This window comes from Gordonia hankookensis, from assembly GCF_014673215.1.
GTDB classification, from domain to species: domain Bacteria; phylum Actinomycetota; class Actinomycetes; order Mycobacteriales; family Mycobacteriaceae; genus Gordonia; species Gordonia hankookensis.
In genome coordinates this window covers 1-17587 of sequence record NZ_JACWMS010000004.1, presented here as the reverse complement: position 1 = coordinate 17587, position 17587 = coordinate 1, and the positions used below count along the sequence as shown (strand labels likewise).

The following is a 17587-nucleotide window of genomic DNA, read 5'->3' as shown; positions in this document are numbered from 1 at the left end:
CCGACCGAGGAGTTCGAGCATGTCCCACCTCCCCGACCTGCCCGAAGGCGTGCCGGCCGGCCTCTGGGTCAACGGCGGCCGCGCCGACGCACGTGGTGCCGCGGAGTTCGACGTCATCAACCCGGCGACCGGCACGTTGCTGACCCGGGTCGCCGACGCACGGGTCGACGACGCGCGCGCGGCACTCGACTCCGCCGTGGCCGTGCAGGACGACTGGGCGGCCACACCCGCGCGGCAACGGTCGGAGATCCTGCGGCGCGCATGGGAACTCGTCATCGCCCGTACCGACGACCTCGCTCTGCTGATGACGCTCGAGATGGGCAAACCGCTCGCCGAGGCCCGCGGCGAGGTGGCCTACGGTGCCGAGTTCCTCCGCTGGTTCTCCGAGGAGGCGGTGCGCATCGGCGGGCGCACGGCGGACGCACCCGCGGGCAACGGGCGGATCCTCGTGACGCGGGAGCCCGTCGGCCCGTGCCTGGCGGTCACGCCGTGGAACTTCCCCCTCGCGATGGGCACCCGCAAGATCGGGCCTGCACTCGCCGCGGGCTGCACGATGATCGTCAAGCCTGCCGAGGACACTCCCCTCACGATGCTGTTGCTCGCCCGGATCCTCACAGAGGCCGGCCTTCCCGACGGTGTGCTGTCCGTGCTGCCGACCACCGACGCGGTCGGCGTGGTCGGCGCACTGATGTCGGACCCGCGGCTGCGCAAGATCTCGTTCACCGGGTCAACCCAGGTCGGCCGTGCATTGCTCGGGCAGGCCGCCGACCAGGTGTTGCGGACGTCGATGGAGCTGGGCGGCAACGCGCCGTTCATCGTCTTCGACGACGCGGACCTCGACGCCGCGGTCGACGGTGCCCTCGCGGCGAAGATGCGCAACGGCGGAGAGGCCTGTACGGCTGCCAACCGCTTCCTCGTCCACAACTCCGTCCGCGCGCGCTTCACCTCGGCGCTCGCCGAGCGGATCGGCGCGCTGCGCGTCGGTGCCGGGTGGCAGGACGACGTCGACCTCGGACCGATCATCAACCGTCGCCAGCGCGACCGGATCGCCACACTCGTCGACGACGCGGTCGCTGCCGGGGCCACCGTACGAACAGGTGGCAAGACGTTCGACGGGGATGGATTCTTCTATGCGCCAACGGTGCTCGACGACATCCCGGCCGACTCCGCCATCGCCACCGAGGAGATCTTCGGTCCCGTCGCCGCGATCACCGGCTTCGACACCGAAGAACAGGCGATCGCCGCGGCAAACGACACGCACTACGGGCTCGCAGGCTATTTCTTCACCCGCGATCTCGCCCGGGCGATGAGGGTCGCCGCCGCCCTCGAGGTCGGCATGGTCGGCGTCAACCGCGGTGTCATCTCTGATGCAGCCGCACCTTTCGGCGGCGTGAAGCAGTCCGGACTCGGCAGCGAGGGCGGCAGCGAGGGGATCGCCGAGTACCTCAACACCAAATACATCGCGCTCGAGGCCTGAGGGGAGCCACCATGACCGCCGAGCTGACCACCACCAACACCCCACCGCCGGATGGCGGCCGGGACTCCGTCTCCACCAAGGGGCTGGCCACCAACAAGATCGGTGTGATCTCTGGAGCCGTGCTCGGCATCTCGACGGTCGCACCGGGTTACACGCTCACCGCGTCCATCGGTCTGATCGTCGCAGCGGTCGGGCTCAAGATGCCCGCCATCCTGATCGCCGGCTTCATCCCGATGTTCCTCACCGCCTACGGCTACCGCGAACTCAACTCCGACAACCCCGACTGCGGGGCATCGTTCACCTGGTCCACCAAGGCATTCGGCCCCTACGTCGGGTGGATGTGCGGTTGGGGGATGGTGATCGCGACCATCATCGTCCTGTCGAATCTGGCGGCGGTCGGTGTCCAGTTCTTCTATCTCATCCTCGGGCGTCTGTTCGACTCGGTGTGGCTCGGGGACCTCGGCGGCAACAAGGTCGTCAACATCGTCACCACGCTCCTGTTCCTCGCCATCGCCACGTGGGTGTCCATGCGCGGCATCACCACGAGCGAACGCATCCAGTACGTGCTGGTGGCATTCCAGATGATCGTGCTGATCGCCTTCGCCGTCGTGGCGTTCGTGAAGGTCGGCGATGGTCAGGCCCCGGCACACCTGCATTTCGACCTCGACTGGTTCAACCCGTTCACCGGCTTGACCATCGCGGCCTTCGCAGTCGGCCTCACCGGGTCGATCTTCGCCTTCTGGGGATGGGACACGTGTCTGACCCTCGGCGAGGAGTGCAAGGACCCGAAGCGCACGCCGGGTCGTTCGGGTCTGCTGTGTGTCATCTCGATCCTGATCACCTACCTGCTCATCGCCGTCGCGACGATGATGTACGCCGGCGTCGGAGAGGCGGGGCTGGGCCTGGGCAACCCCGACAACGCCGACAACGTCTTCGGCTCGCTCGCGGAACCGATCCTCGGCCGGTGGGGCGGCATCCTGCTCTTCCTGGCCATCCTCGTGTCCTCGATCGCCAGCCTGCAGACGACGTTCCTGCCGGTCGCACGGACAATGCTGGCAATGGGCACCTACGGCGCCTTCCCGAAGAAGTTCGCCGAGATCCATCCTCGTTTCCTCGCGCCGTCGTTCGCAGCCCTCACGGCGGGCGTGGTGACCGGCGTCTTCTACACCGTGGTGACCGTCCTGTCCGACCGCACGCTGCTGGACACCATCGCGGCATTGGGCATCATGATCTGCTGGTACTACGGGATCACGGCATTCGCCTGCGTGTGGTACTTCCGACGGACCCTGTTCGCGAGTGTGCACAACTTCGTGTTCCGGTTGGTGTTCCCGTTCCTCGGCGGTGCCGCCCTGATCGCCGTGTTCGTGATCTCGGTCGGCGAGAGCATGAATCCCGACAACGGCAGCGGCGCGTCAATCTTCGGGATCGGTCTGGTCTTCTACATCGGATTCGGACTCCTGCTGCTGGGCGCGGTCGTCATGCTCGTCCTGCGCGCGTCCCATCCGGACTTCTTCCGTGGCCGGACTCTTCCCCGGTCGACGCCGGGAACCGAATCCGCCTCGATCACAACCGAAGCACCGACTCCCCTGCCCTGACACGCCATACGAGAAAGAATGGTTCCATGAAGGTTCTCACCGCCCTCACCCCACCGGCGTCCCTCGCTCGCGTCGACGCCCCGACCAGGGAGCCGGTACGTGTCGCGCTGGTCCAGCACCGCTGGCACGAGGACGCTACCGCTCTGGAGGCCGAGCTCACCGACGCCATCGCGGCCGCTGCCGAGCAGGGCGCGCAGGTCGTCTTCCTGCCCGAACTCACCCTGAGCAGATACCCGGCCTTTGTCCGTGGCGGTGACGACCCCGGAGCCGGGGCCGAGGATCTGTTGTCGGGGCCCACCTTCCGCTTCGCGGCCGATGCCGCCAAGCGGCACGACATCCTCGTGCATGCGTCGCTGTACGAGCACGCCACCGCGGAGGCCGGTGTCGCCTACGACGACGGTCTCGGGTTCAACACCGCTATTCTCGTCGGCCCCGACGGGCTCATCGGGCGCACACGTAAACTCCACATTCCGGTGACCGCAGGCTATTACGAGGACACCTACTTCCGTGGCGGGCCGGCCTCCGACGAGGCCTACACCGTGCACACCGCGGACGCGCTGGGAGGCGCGAAGATCGGCATGCCCACCTGCTGGGACGAATGGTTTCCCGAGGTCGCGCGGATGTACTCGCTGGCGGGTGCCGAGATCATCGTCTATCCGACAGCCATCGGATCGGAACCCGATCACCCGGACTTCGATACGCAGCCGCTGTGGCAACAGGTGATCGTCGGCAACGGAATCGCCAACGGCACCTTCATGATCGCACCCAACCGGCACGGCAACGAGGGAGTCATCACCTTCTACGGGTCGTCGTTCATCTCGGATCCGTACGGCCGCATCCTGGTACAGGCCCCGCGCGACGAGTCCGCGGTGCTGGTCGCCGATCTCGACCTCGAACAACGCCGTGACTGGCTGACGCTGTTCCCGTTCCTGGCCACCAGGAGGCCCGACACCTACGCCGCGTTGAGCGCACCGGTCGACCCCGACCATCCGATCGGGCGGGCCCGATGACCTGGCGGATGCCGGCCGAGCGCGAACCGCACCGACGGACCTGGATGGCCTTCCCCAGCCAGGGCTACTCCCTCGGCGACACCGCGGAAGAGCACCACGAAGCGCGCTCGGCGTGGGCGGCGGTCGCGAATGCCGTCAGCGAGTTCGAACCCGTCGTGGTGGTCGTCGACCCGGCAGAGGTCGCCGCGGCCAAGCGCTACCTCGGACGCGCGGTCGACGTCCTCGAGGCCCCGCTCGACGACGCCTGGATGCGCGACATGGGCCCCACCTTCGTCCTCGACGACGATGGGCACGTCGGAGGTGTCGACTGGGTGTTCAACGGCTGGGGCGCCCAGGAATGGGCGAACTGGGAGCACGACCAGGAGATCGGCCGTTTCGTGCTCGCGCACAGCGGGTCGGCGGGTGACGGGACCGATGTCACCGTCATCGATTCCTCGATGGTCAACGAGGGCGGCGGAATCCAGGTCGACGGGGCCGGAACCGTGCTCGTCACCGAGACCGTCCAGCTGGATCCGGGACGGAATCCGGATCTCACCAAGGAGGCTGTCGAGGCCGAGCTGCGACGCACCATCGGCGTCGACAGGGTGATCTGGCTGCCACGGGGATTGACCCGCGACTCCGATCTCTACGGGACGCGCGGCCACGTCGACATCTGCGCGGCCCTGCCGTCGCCGGGTACCGCTCTCGTCCACGTCCAACGCGATCCCGGCCATCCCGATCACGCTGTCTCTCAGCAACTCCTGTCGACGCTTCGGGATGCCCACGACGCCGGAGGCCGACAGCTCGACATCATCGAGGTGCCCGCACCGAAGACCCTGACCGACACCGGGGGTTTCGTGGACTACAGCTATCTCAACCACTATGTCGCGAACGGTGCGGTGATCGCCTGCTCCTTCGCCGATCCGCACGACGCGGAGGCCGCCGAGATCCTCGGTGCCGCCTACCCGGGTCGGCAGGTCGTCACGGTCGATGCGCGCCCCATCTTCGAACGGGGCGGTGGAATCCACTGCATCACCCAGAACGAACCGTCGGCCGTGAGCCGGTAGCAACCCGTCCCATCTGACATCCACTCGGCCACTGGCCGGACGGCCATGCCGCCCGGTGGTCTCACCATGGAACAGGAGTCATCATGACCAGCATCAACCGCGACGTGATCGTCATCGGCGCCGGCCCCTCCGGCTTGAGTGCGGCGCATCATCTGACCGAGGCCGGACTCAGCGTGGCAGTCTTCGAGGCCCGGGACCGCGTCGGCGGTCGCACGTGGACCGACACCATCGACGGCGCCATGCTCGAGATCGGCGGGCAGTGGGTGTCGCCGGATCAATCTGCCCTGTACGAGATGCTCGATGTCCTCGGCCTGCAGACCTATCCGCGCCATCGCGACGGCAGCTCGGTGTACGTGACACCGACGGGTGAACGAATCATCTACGACGGCAACGATTTCCCGGCATCGGGTCGGACCGTCGCCGAGATGAACCGGCTTGTCGGCATCATCGATGACCTGGTCGCGGAGATCGGTGCCGAGGAGCCGTGGGCCCATCCGCGCGCGGCCGAACTCGACACGATATCGTTCCGTCGCTGGCTGGAGGACCTGACCGACGACGTCGAGGCCATCGACAACATCAGCCTCTTCGTGGCAGGTGGCATGCTCACCAAGCCCGCGCACGCGTTCTCCACTCTGCAGGCGGTGCTGATGGCGGCATCGGCAGGGTCGTTCAGCAATCTCGTCGACGAGGACTTCATCCTCGACCGACGTGTCGTCGGCGGGATGCAACAGGTGTCCGAGCGGCTGGCGGAGCGTCTGGGCGACCACGTCTTCCTGAACGCACCCGCACGTTCGGTCCGTCGCCACCCCGACGGTGGCGTCACCGTCCATGCCGACGGCGGCCTGGAATGTCACGCGCGGCGGGTCGTCCTGGCCGTACCCCCGAACCTGTATCCCCGTATCTCCTTCGACCCGCCCCTCCCACGACGGCAGCATCAGATGCATCAGCACATGTCGTTGGGCTTGGTGATCAAGGTCCATGCCGTCTACGAGACGCCGTTCTGGCGCGAGGACGGTCTGTCGGGCACCGGTTTCAGCGGCTCCGAGCTCGTGCAGGAGGTGTACGACAACACCAATCACGGCGACGAACGTGGCACCCTGGTCGGATTCGTGTCGGATCAGAAGGCGGATGCGATGTTCGCGCTGCCCGCCGACGAACGGCGCGCCGCGATTCTGGCGTCGATCGCCCGGTTCCTCGGGCCGAAGGCGACCGAGCCGGTTGTCTACTACGAGTCCGATTGGGGCTCGGAGGAGTGGACGCGCGGCGCGTATGCCGCGAGCTTCGATCTCGGCGGTCTGCATCGCTACGGCAAGGACCAGCGGACGCCGGTCGGCCCTATCCACTTCTCCTGCTCCGATATCGCCGCCGAGGGCTACCAGCATGTCGACGGCGCGATCCGGATGGGCAGGCGCACCGCGACGGCCATCCTCGACGACCTCGCCGTCACCTCCCCGCCAGTCGGCTAGCCACCGTCTCCCCGCCGTGTCCCCGCCGATCGAGTAGCCGCCATGTCCCCGCCGATCGAGTAGCCGCGAGCGAGCGCAGCGAGCTCGCGGCGTATCGAGATCGCCACTCCCACAACAAGGCCCAGGCGCGTGGCTCGTCCGACGGGTCAGGACGCCGCACCCACGCGATCCACCCGCACCGTCACGCCGTCGGCGAAGCGATAGGGATGTGCGGCGAGCAGCCCACCGAGATGTTTCCGCAGGCGCGACATCTCGGCTCGCACGGTGATCGTCCGGTCATCTGTCCCGAACAGATGCCGTGACATCTGCGCTGCGCTGCGGCCACCCCGGTGCTGGGCGAGCAGCGTCAGGATCTCCGCGTGCCGGGGCGAGGGCCGCATGGTCCACTGGCCCGTCCCGCCGGACACCGTCAGCGATGGCTTGCGCGGATCCCGCAGATCGAGATCGACTGTCGTGTCCGACGACGAGCCGCGCTCGGCGACCCGTACCAACCAGCCGCCCGGTAGCGGCTCGAGGTCGCAGTCCCCCAGGCTCCGCAACCACACCCGCCCTGGTCCGGCATGGCGCGGCAGGGTCAGGCGGGCGCGAGGGGCGACGGCGTCGAGCGCGGCCACCCATCCGTCGTTGTCCACGGCCAATGCGGGCCCGCCGGATCTGGCGAGCATCGGCGCGGCGACCGACCGCAGTTGGTCAAGCGAGCGCCGATGATGATCACGCAGTTGCGACTCCGCGAGCTTCGCGACGACGTCGACAAGCGCCACCGTAGTCGGATGGATCGTGGCGGCCGGTCCACTCACATCGACCACGCCGAGCAGTGTGCCGGTCCGCGGATCCCGGATCGGCGCCCCCGCACAGGTCCAGGAATGATGGCTGCGCACAAAGTGCTCCGCCGAGAACACCTGGACGGCACGACCGGACATCAATGCAGTACCGATCGCGTTGGTCCCGACAGCATTCTCCGCCCATCCCGCACCCTCGACGAAACCGAGTCGATCGGCCCGTTGCAGAACGCGCGACGCGCCGCTGCGCCAGAGCACTCGGCCTTCGGCGTCCGCGACGACGAGGATGTTGTCCCCGTCTGCGATCACCGAATCAAGCCCCCGCGTCAGGTCGTCGAGCACCGCGGTCAGCCCGGACACAGCCCGACGTTCCTCGAGCTCGCTCACGTCGAGACCGACATCGGTCCGCCCGACCTCCGGATCGACTCCGGCAGTCAGGACGCGGTCCCAGGACTCGCTGATCAGCGAACGAGGACGAGCAGGCATCTTGTCGCCCGCCATCGCGGCGTCGTACACGGCGGACAGCAGCTGAGCGTAGTGCCGTGGGTCATCCCCCGCAGACATCGCGGGTTCGGGGCCGATCTGCGCATCTGGGTCCGACACACCCCGATTGTGCTCCCCATCACACTCCGACCGCAAAGGATGGCCGGGGGTTGCAGCGGGTTGCAGGCACGCCGACGTTCGTCCGCAAACCGGACCGCAACCCACTGCAACCCTTGTCGGCGACCGGCCCGTCGGTGTGCCGTGGATCACAGACAGCGATGATCGCAGCACCGAGGAAGGCACATCATGACGCAGACATTGGAGCCCACCACCGCCGGAGCGGGGCCGACCGATCCGCAACAGCGCATCGACACCTGGCTCACCGCCTTCGAGAGCGCCCTGGCCGCCCGCGACATCGACCAGGTCACCGGCATGTTCGCCACCGACAGCTTCTGGCGCGACCTCGTCTCGTTCACCTGGAACCTCAAGACCGTCGAGGGTCGCGAACAGATCGCCGACATGCTGACGACCCGACTCGCCGACACCGATCCGCGGGCATTCCGTACCGCCGAACCGGCCACCGTGGAGGGTGACGTCGCCGCGGCTTTCATCGAGTTCGAGACCGCGACCGGTCGCGGCGTCGGCCACCTCCGACTCCGGCCGGACGCGGTATCCGGCACCGATGTCGCCTGGACGCTGCTCACCACGTTGCAGGAACTCACGGGACACGAAGAGCCGAGCGGCGCCACCCGCGTGAGGGGCGCCGTACACGGGTCCGACCCCGACCGGCGTTCGTGGGCGGAGAAGCGCGAGGACGAGGACGCTGCTCTGAGCAGCACGCGAGCGCCGTACGTGCTGGTGATCGGCGGCGGTCAGGGCGGGATCGCGCTCGGCGCCCGGCTACGACAGCTCGGCGTGCCGTCGATCGTCGTCGACCGTCATGACCGACCGGGCGACCAGTGGCGTCAACGCTACAAGTCGCTCTGTCTGCACGATCCGGTCTGGTACGACCACCTGCCGTACCTGCCCTTCCCGGCCAACTGGCCGGTGTTCGCCCCCAAGGACAAGATCGGCGACTGGCTGGAGTTCTACACCAAGGTCATGGAGGTGCCGTACTGGAGCAAGACGACGTGCCTGTCGGCCGACTACGACGAGCAGGCACAGCAGTGGACCGTCGAGATCGAGCGCGACGGTGATCCGATGACCCTCCATCCCACGCAACTGGTGCTGGCGACCGGGATGTCGGGCAAGGCGAACGTGCCGTCCTTCCCCGGCCAGGATGTGTTCACCGGCGACCAGCATCATTCGAGTCAGCATCCGGGTCCGGATGGCTACGCCGGCCAGAGGGTCGTCGTGATCGGCGCCAACAACTCCGCGCACGACATCTGTAAGGCATTGGTGGAGAATGGGATCGACACGACGATGGTGCAGCGGTCGTCCACCCACATCGTGCGGTCCGACTCACTCATGGAGATCGGGCTCGGCGCCCTCTACAGTGAGCAGGCCGTCGAGTCGGGGATGACCACCAAGAAGGCCGATCTCACCTTCGCCTCGTTGCCCTACCGGATCATGCACGAGTTCCAGATCCCGCTGTATGACCAGATCCGCGAGCGCGACAAGGACTTCTACGATCGCCTCGAGGCGGCCGGATTCGATCTCGACTTCGGCGACGATGACTCCGGGCTCTTCATGAAGTACCTACGACGCGGTTCCGGCTACTACATCGACGTCGGTGCATGTGATCTCGTCGCCGACGGCACCATCAAACTCGCCCACGGCGACATCGATCACCTCACCGAACACTCCGTGGTCCTGGCCGACGGCACGGAACTCGACGCGGACGTCGTGGTCTATGCGACCGGATACGGTTCGATGAACGGTTGGGCGGCCGACCTGATGGGTCAGGACGTGGCCGACCGGGTCGGCAAGGTGTGGGGGCTCGGCTCGGAGACCACCAAGGATCCCGGCCCTTGGGAAGGCGAGCAACGCAACATGTGGAAGCCCACCCAGCAACCCGGGCTGTGGTTCCACGGCGGGAATCTCCATCAGTCCCGCCACTATTCGCTCTATCTCGCACTCCAACTCAAGGCCCGGTACGAAGGCATCCCGACCCCGGTGTACGGATTGCAGGACGTCCATCACCTCAGCTGAGCCAGCTGTGTACGCGCGCGGCCGGTCAGGAAAACCCCTGGCCGGCAACGTCGTCCGGTCAGCGGGAACCGCGGTCAGGCCTCCATGACCTTCTCCGCGGGCAGATCTCCGACCGGACATTCCGCGACACCGATCGTCTCCCGGGTGATCGCCTCGACCTGCTTGCGGGTGGCCTCGGCGTCGTTCACCCAGTTGCGGTAGAAGTCGAAGGGGCACTCGGCCAGTCCCTTGTCTCCGTCACCGCCGGCGAGAACTCCCGTATAGCCCCGGTGAAGCAACTTGAACAGGTGGTTCTGCGACTGGTCATACCGTCGGGCGTCTCGGATCGTCGAGATCGAGAGTTGCGCGTACTGAACGCCGTATTCTTCCTCCCCGCACTCGCCGAGTGTTCGACCGTCGAAGCCGATGATCGCGCTGTGGCCGAAATATGAGTACACGCCATCCCATCCGGTGGCATTCGCCACGGCGACATAGCAATTGTTCGCCCAGGCCATCGCCTTGGCCATCAACACCTGCTGCTCCTTGGCCGGGTACATGTATCCCTGCGGACGCACGATGAGTTCGGCGCCCTTCATCGCGCAGTCACGCCAGATCTCGGGATAGTTGCCGTCGTCGCAGATGATCAGAGAGATCTTCAGACCCTTCGGCCCGTCGGTCACGTACGTCTGCCCACCTGGATACCAGCCCTCGATCGGCGTCCATGGCAAGATCTTTCGATACTTCTGCACGATCTCACCCTGGTCGTCGATGAGGACCAGGGTGTTGTACGGCGGCTTGTGCGGATGATCCTCGTGACGTTCCCCGGTGATCGAGAAGACGCCCCAGGTCTTCGCCTCACGGCAGGCCGCGGAGAAGATGTCGGTCTCGTCACCCGGCACCGTCGCGGCGGTGGCATACATCTCCTCGTTGTCATACATGATCCCCTGCGTGGAGTACTCGGGAAACACCACGAGGTCCATACCGGGCAGACCGCTCTTCATCCCGACAACCATGTCCGCGATGGCCTTGGCGTTGTCGATGACCTGTTCGCGTGTGTGCAGGCGGGGCATCTTGTAGTTCACCACCGCGACGCCCACCGTGTCCGGGCTGGATGCGATATCGCCGTGACGCATGTCGGCTCCCTCTCTACTGAACTGCGACCCATCGAATTACTACCGAATGGAAGCATACGTCGGGAGACGCCCCAGCGCAGTTCGACGATCGGGCCAAGCGACCTGCCATACTCTGCTGCTCCGCGCTGCAGACCGTGACATGATCTACTTTCACACGGAAGCGAAGGAGGTACATCGTGTCCGGCTACCTCGCCGCCAAGGTCAACGATCTCGATACGGTGAACGGGTTTCGCCTCGGCGATCTCCGGTCACCGGATGCGTTCGCACTCGAACTCCGCGCCGCGATCGTCGGTCAGGACCACGCCGTGGACGCCGTGGTGCGAGCACTGACGATCGCCGCCGCGGGAATACGGAATCCCCACCGTCCCATTGCATCCCTGTTACTCGTCGGGCCCACCGGTGTCGGAAAGACCGAGCTCGCGAGACAAGTGGCGCGTCAGATCCGCGGTGATGCCGACAACCTGTGTCGGATCGACATGAATTCGCTTGCGCTCGAACACTATGCGGCGTCCTTGTCGGGATCGCCGCCGGGCTACGCAGGCTCCAAGGAGCAATTCACCCTGTTCGAACGCGACAAGATCGAGGGTAGCGTCTCCCGGCCGGGCATCGTCCTGTTCGATGAGATCGAGAAGGCGCACACCACGGTCCTGCGCTCGCTGCTTCAGATCATGGACACCGGGCGCCTCCGACTGGCGGCCGGGACCGCATCGATCGACTTCCGCAATTCGATCGTCCTGCTCACCTCCAATCTGGGTTCGCGCGAGATCCACGACATGCGACGGCCGATCCGCACACCAGCGGACCTTGCGCACGCCGCCTTGGCTCGCCTGAGCGGGCGGCCTCGCAATGAGCACGACGTCGTGCTCGACGCGGTCCGCGGATTCTTCGACCCCGAGTTGTTCAATCGGTTCGACGAGGTCGTCACCTTCGCCTCCCTCGGCCCCGGCACGGCGCGCCGGATCGTCGATCTCGAGATCGAGCGGCTCGTCGCGACTCTCGCGGCCCGCGATGTCATCTGCGAGGTCACTGAGGCCGCGCGATCCTCACTCGTGGAGACCGGTTTCGACGACCGCTACGGGGCGAGGCAGGTACACCGCGTGCTCCGGCAGGCCGTACTGGCGCCGGTGGCCGACCACCTGGTCCGTCGACCACCGCATCCTGATTCGCCCTTGGTCATCCAGGTCGACCACACAGCTGGACGCGTGTCGGTCGAGGCCCGGCCGAGCGGAGGGTTCACCGATGACCGATGAGCCAGGACCAGAGCCACTGTTGCTGCAGCTGCTCCGCGCGGTACAGATCATCGAGGAACGAATGACACCGCTGTTCGGCGAGCTCGGAGTATCCGCCGAACAGTGGCGGGTACTGGCCGTGCTGGCACACGGCGAGGGTCATACGATGACCGATCTGGCCCGGCTGTCGGTGCTGCCACCGGCCACCACCACCCGAACGATCGACAAGCTGATCGCCTCCGCTCTCGTCTACCGACGCGTGGATCCGCTGGATCGACGCCGGGTGATGGTGTTCCTCAGTCCGCACGGCGCGCGTGCGCTCGCAGCGGTCAGCGACCGGCAGGAAGGGATCGAGCGCGAGCTCGCAGCAATCGTCGGCGTCCGTCGTTTTCTCGCCCTCAACGACGGCCTCACCCACCTCACCCAGTAGAAACCGGGCGGTAATCAGCCGGTGGCACACTTGGCGCGACAGACCGCGGCACGCAGGGGATTGATTCATGCATCTGGGGCTCGTCATCCCGCAGAGTGGCCCATCCGGGATCTTCGGGCCGTCGTGTGCCGCGAGTGCGCAACTGGCCGTCGAGGAGATGAACGAGGCCGGCGGCGTCCTCGGTGACGAGGTGCGGGTGACGACCATCGACGGAGGTGGGCGTGCCGACCGGGTCGCGGCCACGGTGGCCCGACACATCGATGCCGGTGCCATCGACGCGGTACTCGGTTGGCACACCTCAGCCGTGCGGCGACACCTCGTCGGTACCATCGGCGGACGGGTTCCGTATATCTACACCGCCGTATACGAGGGTGGAGAGTCGGCCCCGGCCACGTTCATGACCGGCGAGGTGCCCGAGACACAGTTGATACCGGCGATGACGTGGATGTCGGACGAACTCGGAGTGCGTCGCTGGTACATCGTCGGCAGCGACTACGTGTGGCCACGCACCACGGTCACGATGGTCGTCGACGACCTCACCGCGCATGATTCGCCCGCGCGGATCGTGGCCACAGAGTTCCTCCCGTTGGGCACCACCGACTTCAGCAGCACCCTCGACAACATCGAGCGGTCCGACGCCACCGGCATCCTCGTCCTGCTACTCGGCGGCGACGCGGTCGCTTTCAATCGCTCGTTCGGTCGGCGCCGTTTGCATGAGAGATGTGTGCGCCTCAGCCCACTCATGGACGAGAACATGCTCCTGGGAAGCGGCGATGATGGTGCCCAGCAACTCTTTTCCGCGTCGGGTTACTTCGAGTCGCTCGCGACCTCCGACAGTCTCGAGTTCGAGGGACGCTACGTGCGGCGTTTCGGCTCCTGCGCGCCACCGCTCACCTCTCCGGGTGAATCCTGCTACGAGGGCCTCGCGCTGCTCGGCGAGCTCGTGCACCGCGCGGGCTCGCTGAATCCGGCAGTACTGGAATGTGCAGCCGACAAGCCGTTCACCTATGCGAGTCCTCGTGGCGAGGTGAGATTCTCCGGCAGGCACCTCCACCAGGACGTCTACGTGGCGCGCGCCGAGGGACTGGAGTTCGACGTCGTCACGCAGGTGACCACGGCCTGACCCCTTGGGCGCGACGTCGACATCACCGCTCCACGGTGTCCATCGCCGGAGCACATGGCGCGACATCTTGTCAGATGCATCCACATCATCACCGGAGCACAGTGAGTTCACCTGCGTCGTTCCCGAGCTCACGATCGGAGTGCACGATGAAGTTGCTCGTCGCGTTTCTGGCAACGCCGGGAGGCGAAGACGCCGTCGCGCTCGGCGTGTGCCTGGCCCGCACCCTCAACGCATCACTCGACATCTCCCTGGTGATCCCGCCCGACCGGCCGGAGGCGTTCGCGAGCACGGGCAGCTATGCCGGCGTCCTCGACGATGCGGCGAAGGAATGGCTGGCGGGGGCCGAGGCCCTGGTACCCGACGACGTGACCGTCGCGACTCACGTTGCATTCGACGAGAACTCCGCCGACGGAATCCTCAAGGAGGTCGACCGGCTGAACTCGACGCTGCTCGTCGTCGGCGCCTCCGGAGGCGGACTCATCGGCAGGCATTCCCTCGGGTCGGTCGTCAACGATCTGTTGCACAGTTCTTCGATCCCGGTGGCGCTGGCTCCCAGAGGCTTCAGCCATACCGGGTCGACCCGCGTCCGGGCGATCACCGCCGCCATCGGGCGACGCCCGGGGGCGGAGATCCTGTTGGACACCGCACTCGAACTGAGCGCGCAAGGGGATCTGCCACTGCGACTGCTCTCGTTGGTGTCACGTGACGACATGCCGCCGCGCCGATCGCCGCAGGACGAGGAGAAGGCCACCGCCCATGCCGTCGAACTCGCGCAGCGAGCACTCGACACGGCTCAGCAGCGCCTGCCCGAGAGCACGCCGTTGAGTTCGGCCATCGCCGAGGGGCGCAGTGTCGAAGATGCGGTCGCCACCGTCGACTGGCACGACGGGGACGTGATCATGGTCGGGTCGAGCAGACTCGCCGCGCCGCGGAAGCTCTTCCTGGGTTCCACGGCGGCCAAGATGCTGCGGGTACTCGCGGTGCCGATGATCGTCGTCCCCCGACAGGCACCGCAATGACCGGTCCGTCCGAACCGTCCACTCCTCCACAGGGTTCGACCGATCTGGTGGACAAAGGCCTCGCCGCCGGCAAGGTCGGCACCTTCGCCGGTGCCGTACTCGGCATTTCCTGCGTGGCCCCCGGGTACACGCTCACGGCAAGTATCGGCCTGATCGTCGCCGCAGTGGGCCTCAAGATGCCGGCGATCTTCATCGCCGGCTTCATACCGATGTTCCTGACCGCGTACGCGTATCGAGAACTCAACTCACGCGCACCGGACTGCGGGGCCTCCTTCACCTGGTCCACCAAGGCATTCGGTCCCTACGTCGGCTGGATGTGCGGCTGGGGAATGGTCCTCGCCACCATCATCGTGTTGTCGAACCTGGCTGCGATCGCGGTCGAATTCTTCTATTTGTTCATCGCCCGCGTCTTCAATGCTCCCGACGTCGCAGACCTCGCGGACAACAAAGCCGTCAACATCCTGACCACCCTTGCGTTCATCGCTCTGGCCACCTTCATATCCGGTCGGGGAATCACCACAAGCGAACGTGTCCAATACATTCTCGTCGGGTTCCAGATGATCGTCCTCGTCGCCTTCGCCATCGCCGCCATCGTCGAGTCGGTGAACGGCAACGCGCCCGCAGGCCTGCATTTCAGCCTGGAGTGGTTCAACCCGTTCACCGGCATGGCGATCGGCGCGTTCGTCATCGGGGTCACCGGTTCGATCTTCGCGTTCTGGGGCTGGGACACCTGCCTGACCCTCGGCGAGGAGTCGAAGGACCCGACGAAGGTACCGGGACGGGCAGGTCTGCTGTGTGTGATCTCGATCCTCCTCACCTACCTGCTCGTCGCGGTAGCCGTGATGATGTACGCGGGCGTCGGGACCACGGGCATCGGCCTGGGCAACGAGGAGATCTCCGAGAACGTCTTCGGCGCACTCGCCTACCCGGTCCTCGGCAGCTGGGCCGGACCCCTGCTGTTTCTCGCCATCCTCGCGTCATCGGCGGCGAGTCTGCAGACCACGTTCCTGCCCGCGGCTCGAACCATGCTCGCGATGGGCGCCTACGGCGCCTTCCCCAAGAAGCTCGCCTCCGTACATCCCCGGTTCCTGGTGCCGACCTACAGCACCGTCGTCGCCGGGGCCATCACCGGAATCTTCTACACAGCCGTGAGTCTGCTCTCCGAACACACACTTCTCGACACCATCGCTGCGCTCGGCATCATGATCTGCTGGTATTACGGGATCACTGCCTTCGCATGCGTCTGGTTCTTCCGTAAGGAGTTGTTCAGCAGCGCCCGCAACGTGGTGTTCAAGTTCTTGTTCCCGCTCCTGGGGGGCATCATGCTCACCGCGGTGTTCGTGATCTCCGTCCGCGAGAGCATGGACCCCGACAACGGCAGCGGAGCCTCGATCTTCGGAATCGGACTCGTCTTCTACATGGGATTCGGCCTGCTGGCGTTGGGGCTGGTCCTGATGTTCGTCATGCGGGCGCTCTCACCCGACTTCTTCGCCGGGCGCACCCTCCGCCGTGATACCCCGGCACTGGTCGACGAGAGCTCACTCATCCAGAAGTGACCGACCGACAACCAGGATGCCGATCCATTTCCGATCGACCCCGCTGGGACACTGGCCACATGATCACGCATCACCTGGGACGCACCATCGAATGGGCCGGCCGCACCGTCCACTGGGATCGTTTCGGCGAGGGCCCCGACCTGGTGTTCCTCCACGGCACACCATGGTCGTCGGCGCTGTGGCGCCCGTACGCGGAGGCCCTCTCAGCGGACTTCACCGTCCACCTCTGGGACATGCCCGGGTACGGATTGTCGTCGAAGCTGGCCGATCATCGTGTCGATCTCGGCACACAAGGTGAGCTCTTCGCCCATCTCCTCGACGTCTGGGGGCTCGAACGTCCGCATGTCATCGCCCACGACTTCGGCGGCGCCGTCGCCCTTCGGGCCCGCCTGCTGCATGGACGACGGTACTCATCGTTGTGTCTGGTCGACGTCGTCGCTCTGAGCCCATGGGGTTCGCCGTTCTTCACACTCGTCGGGCGGCACGCCGACATCTTCGAACAGCTCCCGGCCGCCGTCCATCGGGGCGCGATCGAGGCCTACATCCGCGGAGCAAGTCACCGGGGACTCCGCGACGACGAGCTCGAGATGCTGGTCCGTCCGTGGATCGATTCGGACGGACAACCTGCCTTCTACCGACAGATCGCCCAGGCGGACGAGCACCACACCGACGAAGTGCAGCCACTGTACGGAACCATCGACGAACCGACACATATAGTCTGGGGCGCAGAGGACACCTGGATTCCGAAGGACCGTGCCGAACGATTGGGCAGATTGATCCCGCATGCTTCGACAGCACTGATCCGCGATGCCGGCCACCTGATCCAACTCGATGCCCCGACTCAACTGTCCGCCGAACTGATCCGTTGGACGTCGTCGCAGAACACCGGATGACGGGAGTCGGTGACAGACCAGATGCCGAGATGGATGAAAAGAATGCAGAAATGACTGTGGCCCCCGAATTGCTTCCGGGGGCCACAGTTCTGAGTTGTGTTCGGCGGTGTCCTACTCTCCCACACTGGTTAGGGTGCAGTACCATTGGCGCTGGAGGGCTTAGCTTCCGGGTTCGGAATGGGACCGGGCGTTTCCCCTCCGCTATGGCCGCCGTAACT

14 protein-coding genes and 1 rRNA gene are annotated in these 17587 nt (G+C 66.1%); 12 read left to right on the top strand and 3 right to left on the bottom strand.

Annotated features, from left to right (window positions below):
• Positions 1 to 19 precede the first annotated feature (19 nt).
• From IDF66_RS18270 to IDF66_RS18250, 5 genes are all read left to right on the top strand, one after another.
• Positions 20 to 1477, top strand: a complete 1458-nt coding sequence (locus tag IDF66_RS18270) for an NAD-dependent succinate-semialdehyde dehydrogenase (protein WP_190268090.1) — start codon at positions 20 to 22, stop codon at positions 1475 to 1477.
• 11 nt (positions 1478 to 1488) lie between these two features.
• Complete coding sequence (locus IDF66_RS18265; protein WP_190268089.1) at positions 1489 to 3072, top strand: APC family permease; 1584 nt, start codon at positions 1489 to 1491, stop codon at positions 3070 to 3072.
• A 26-nt stretch (positions 3073 to 3098) separates the two neighbouring features.
• Entirely contained in the window at positions 3099 to 4082 is a 984-nt protein-coding gene (locus tag IDF66_RS18260) for a nitrilase-related carbon-nitrogen hydrolase (RefSeq protein WP_190268088.1), read from the top strand.
• Positions 4079 to 5128: an agmatine deiminase family protein gene (locus IDF66_RS18255; protein ID WP_190268087.1), complete on the top strand. Its 1050-nt coding sequence runs from the start codon at positions 4079 to 4081 to the stop codon at positions 5126 to 5128. The genes IDF66_RS18260 and IDF66_RS18255 overlap by 4 nt, the downstream gene beginning before the upstream one ends.
• An 83-nt stretch (positions 5129 to 5211) precedes the next feature.
• Complete coding sequence (locus IDF66_RS18250; RefSeq protein ID WP_190268086.1) at positions 5212 to 6594, top strand: flavin monoamine oxidase family protein; 1383 nt, start codon at positions 5212 to 5214, stop codon at positions 6592 to 6594.
• A 146-nt stretch (positions 6595 to 6740) separates the two neighbouring features.
• Here IDF66_RS18250 and IDF66_RS18245 read toward each other — a convergent pair whose 3' ends face one another.
• A complete protein-coding gene (locus tag IDF66_RS18245; protein WP_190268360.1) occupies positions 6741 to 7937 on the bottom strand; it encodes a helix-turn-helix domain-containing protein in 1197 nt (398 codons plus the stop codon).
• A gap of 225 nt (positions 7938 to 8162) precedes the next feature.
• Here IDF66_RS18245 and IDF66_RS18240 point away from each other — a divergent pair, with 225 nt between their 5' ends.
• Positions 8163 to 10007: an NAD(P)/FAD-dependent oxidoreductase gene (locus IDF66_RS18240; protein WP_190268085.1), complete on the top strand. Its 1845-nt coding sequence runs from the start codon at positions 8163 to 8165 to the stop codon at positions 10005 to 10007.
• Between the two features lie 74 nt (positions 10008 to 10081).
• Here IDF66_RS18240 and IDF66_RS18235 read toward each other — a convergent pair whose 3' ends face one another.
• Positions 10082 to 11119, bottom strand: coding sequence for an aliphatic amidase (locus tag IDF66_RS18235; RefSeq protein WP_190268084.1), 1038 nt, complete (start codon positions 11117 to 11119; stop codon positions 10082 to 10084).
• Positions 11120 to 11295: 176 nt separating this feature from the next.
• Between IDF66_RS18235 and IDF66_RS18230 the strand changes: the two genes are divergently transcribed.
• The 6 genes from IDF66_RS18230 to IDF66_RS18205 all read left to right on the top strand — a co-directional run bounded on the left by IDF66_RS18230 (position 11296) and on the right by IDF66_RS18205 (position 17369).
• Positions 11296 to 12369, top strand: coding sequence for an AAA family ATPase (locus IDF66_RS18230; RefSeq protein WP_190268083.1), 1074 nt, complete (start codon positions 11296 to 11298; stop codon positions 12367 to 12369).
• Positions 12359 to 12778 carry a MarR family winged helix-turn-helix transcriptional regulator gene (locus IDF66_RS18225; RefSeq protein ID WP_190268082.1) on the top strand — a complete coding sequence of 140 codons (420 nt, stop codon included), beginning with the start codon at positions 12359 to 12361 and terminating at the stop codon, positions 12776 to 12778. The genes IDF66_RS18230 and IDF66_RS18225 overlap by 11 nt, the downstream gene beginning before the upstream one ends.
• Positions 12779 to 12845: 67 nt before the next feature.
• Positions 12846 to 13901, top strand: a complete 1056-nt coding sequence (locus tag IDF66_RS18220) for a substrate-binding domain-containing protein (RefSeq protein ID WP_190268081.1) — start codon at positions 12846 to 12848, stop codon at positions 13899 to 13901.
• 146 nt (positions 13902 to 14047) lie between these two features.
• On the top strand, positions 14048 to 14920 hold the full coding sequence (locus tag IDF66_RS18215; RefSeq protein ID WP_190268080.1) for a universal stress protein: 873 nt from the start codon (positions 14048 to 14050) through the stop codon (positions 14918 to 14920).
• Positions 14917 to 16476, top strand: coding sequence for an APC family permease (locus IDF66_RS18210; protein ID WP_190268079.1), 1560 nt, complete (start codon positions 14917 to 14919; stop codon positions 16474 to 16476). The genes IDF66_RS18215 and IDF66_RS18210 overlap by 4 nt, the downstream gene beginning before the upstream one ends.
• 59 nt (positions 16477 to 16535) lie before the next feature.
• Positions 16536 to 17369: an alpha/beta fold hydrolase gene (locus IDF66_RS18205; RefSeq protein ID WP_190268078.1), complete on the top strand. Its 834-nt coding sequence runs from the start codon at positions 16536 to 16538 to the stop codon at positions 17367 to 17369.
• Between the two features lie 98 nt (positions 17370 to 17467).
• Here IDF66_RS18205 and rrf read toward each other — a convergent pair.
• A 5S ribosomal RNA gene (gene rrf, locus IDF66_RS18200) occupies positions 17468 to 17584 on the bottom strand.
• Positions 17585 to 17587 lie beyond the last annotated feature (3 nt).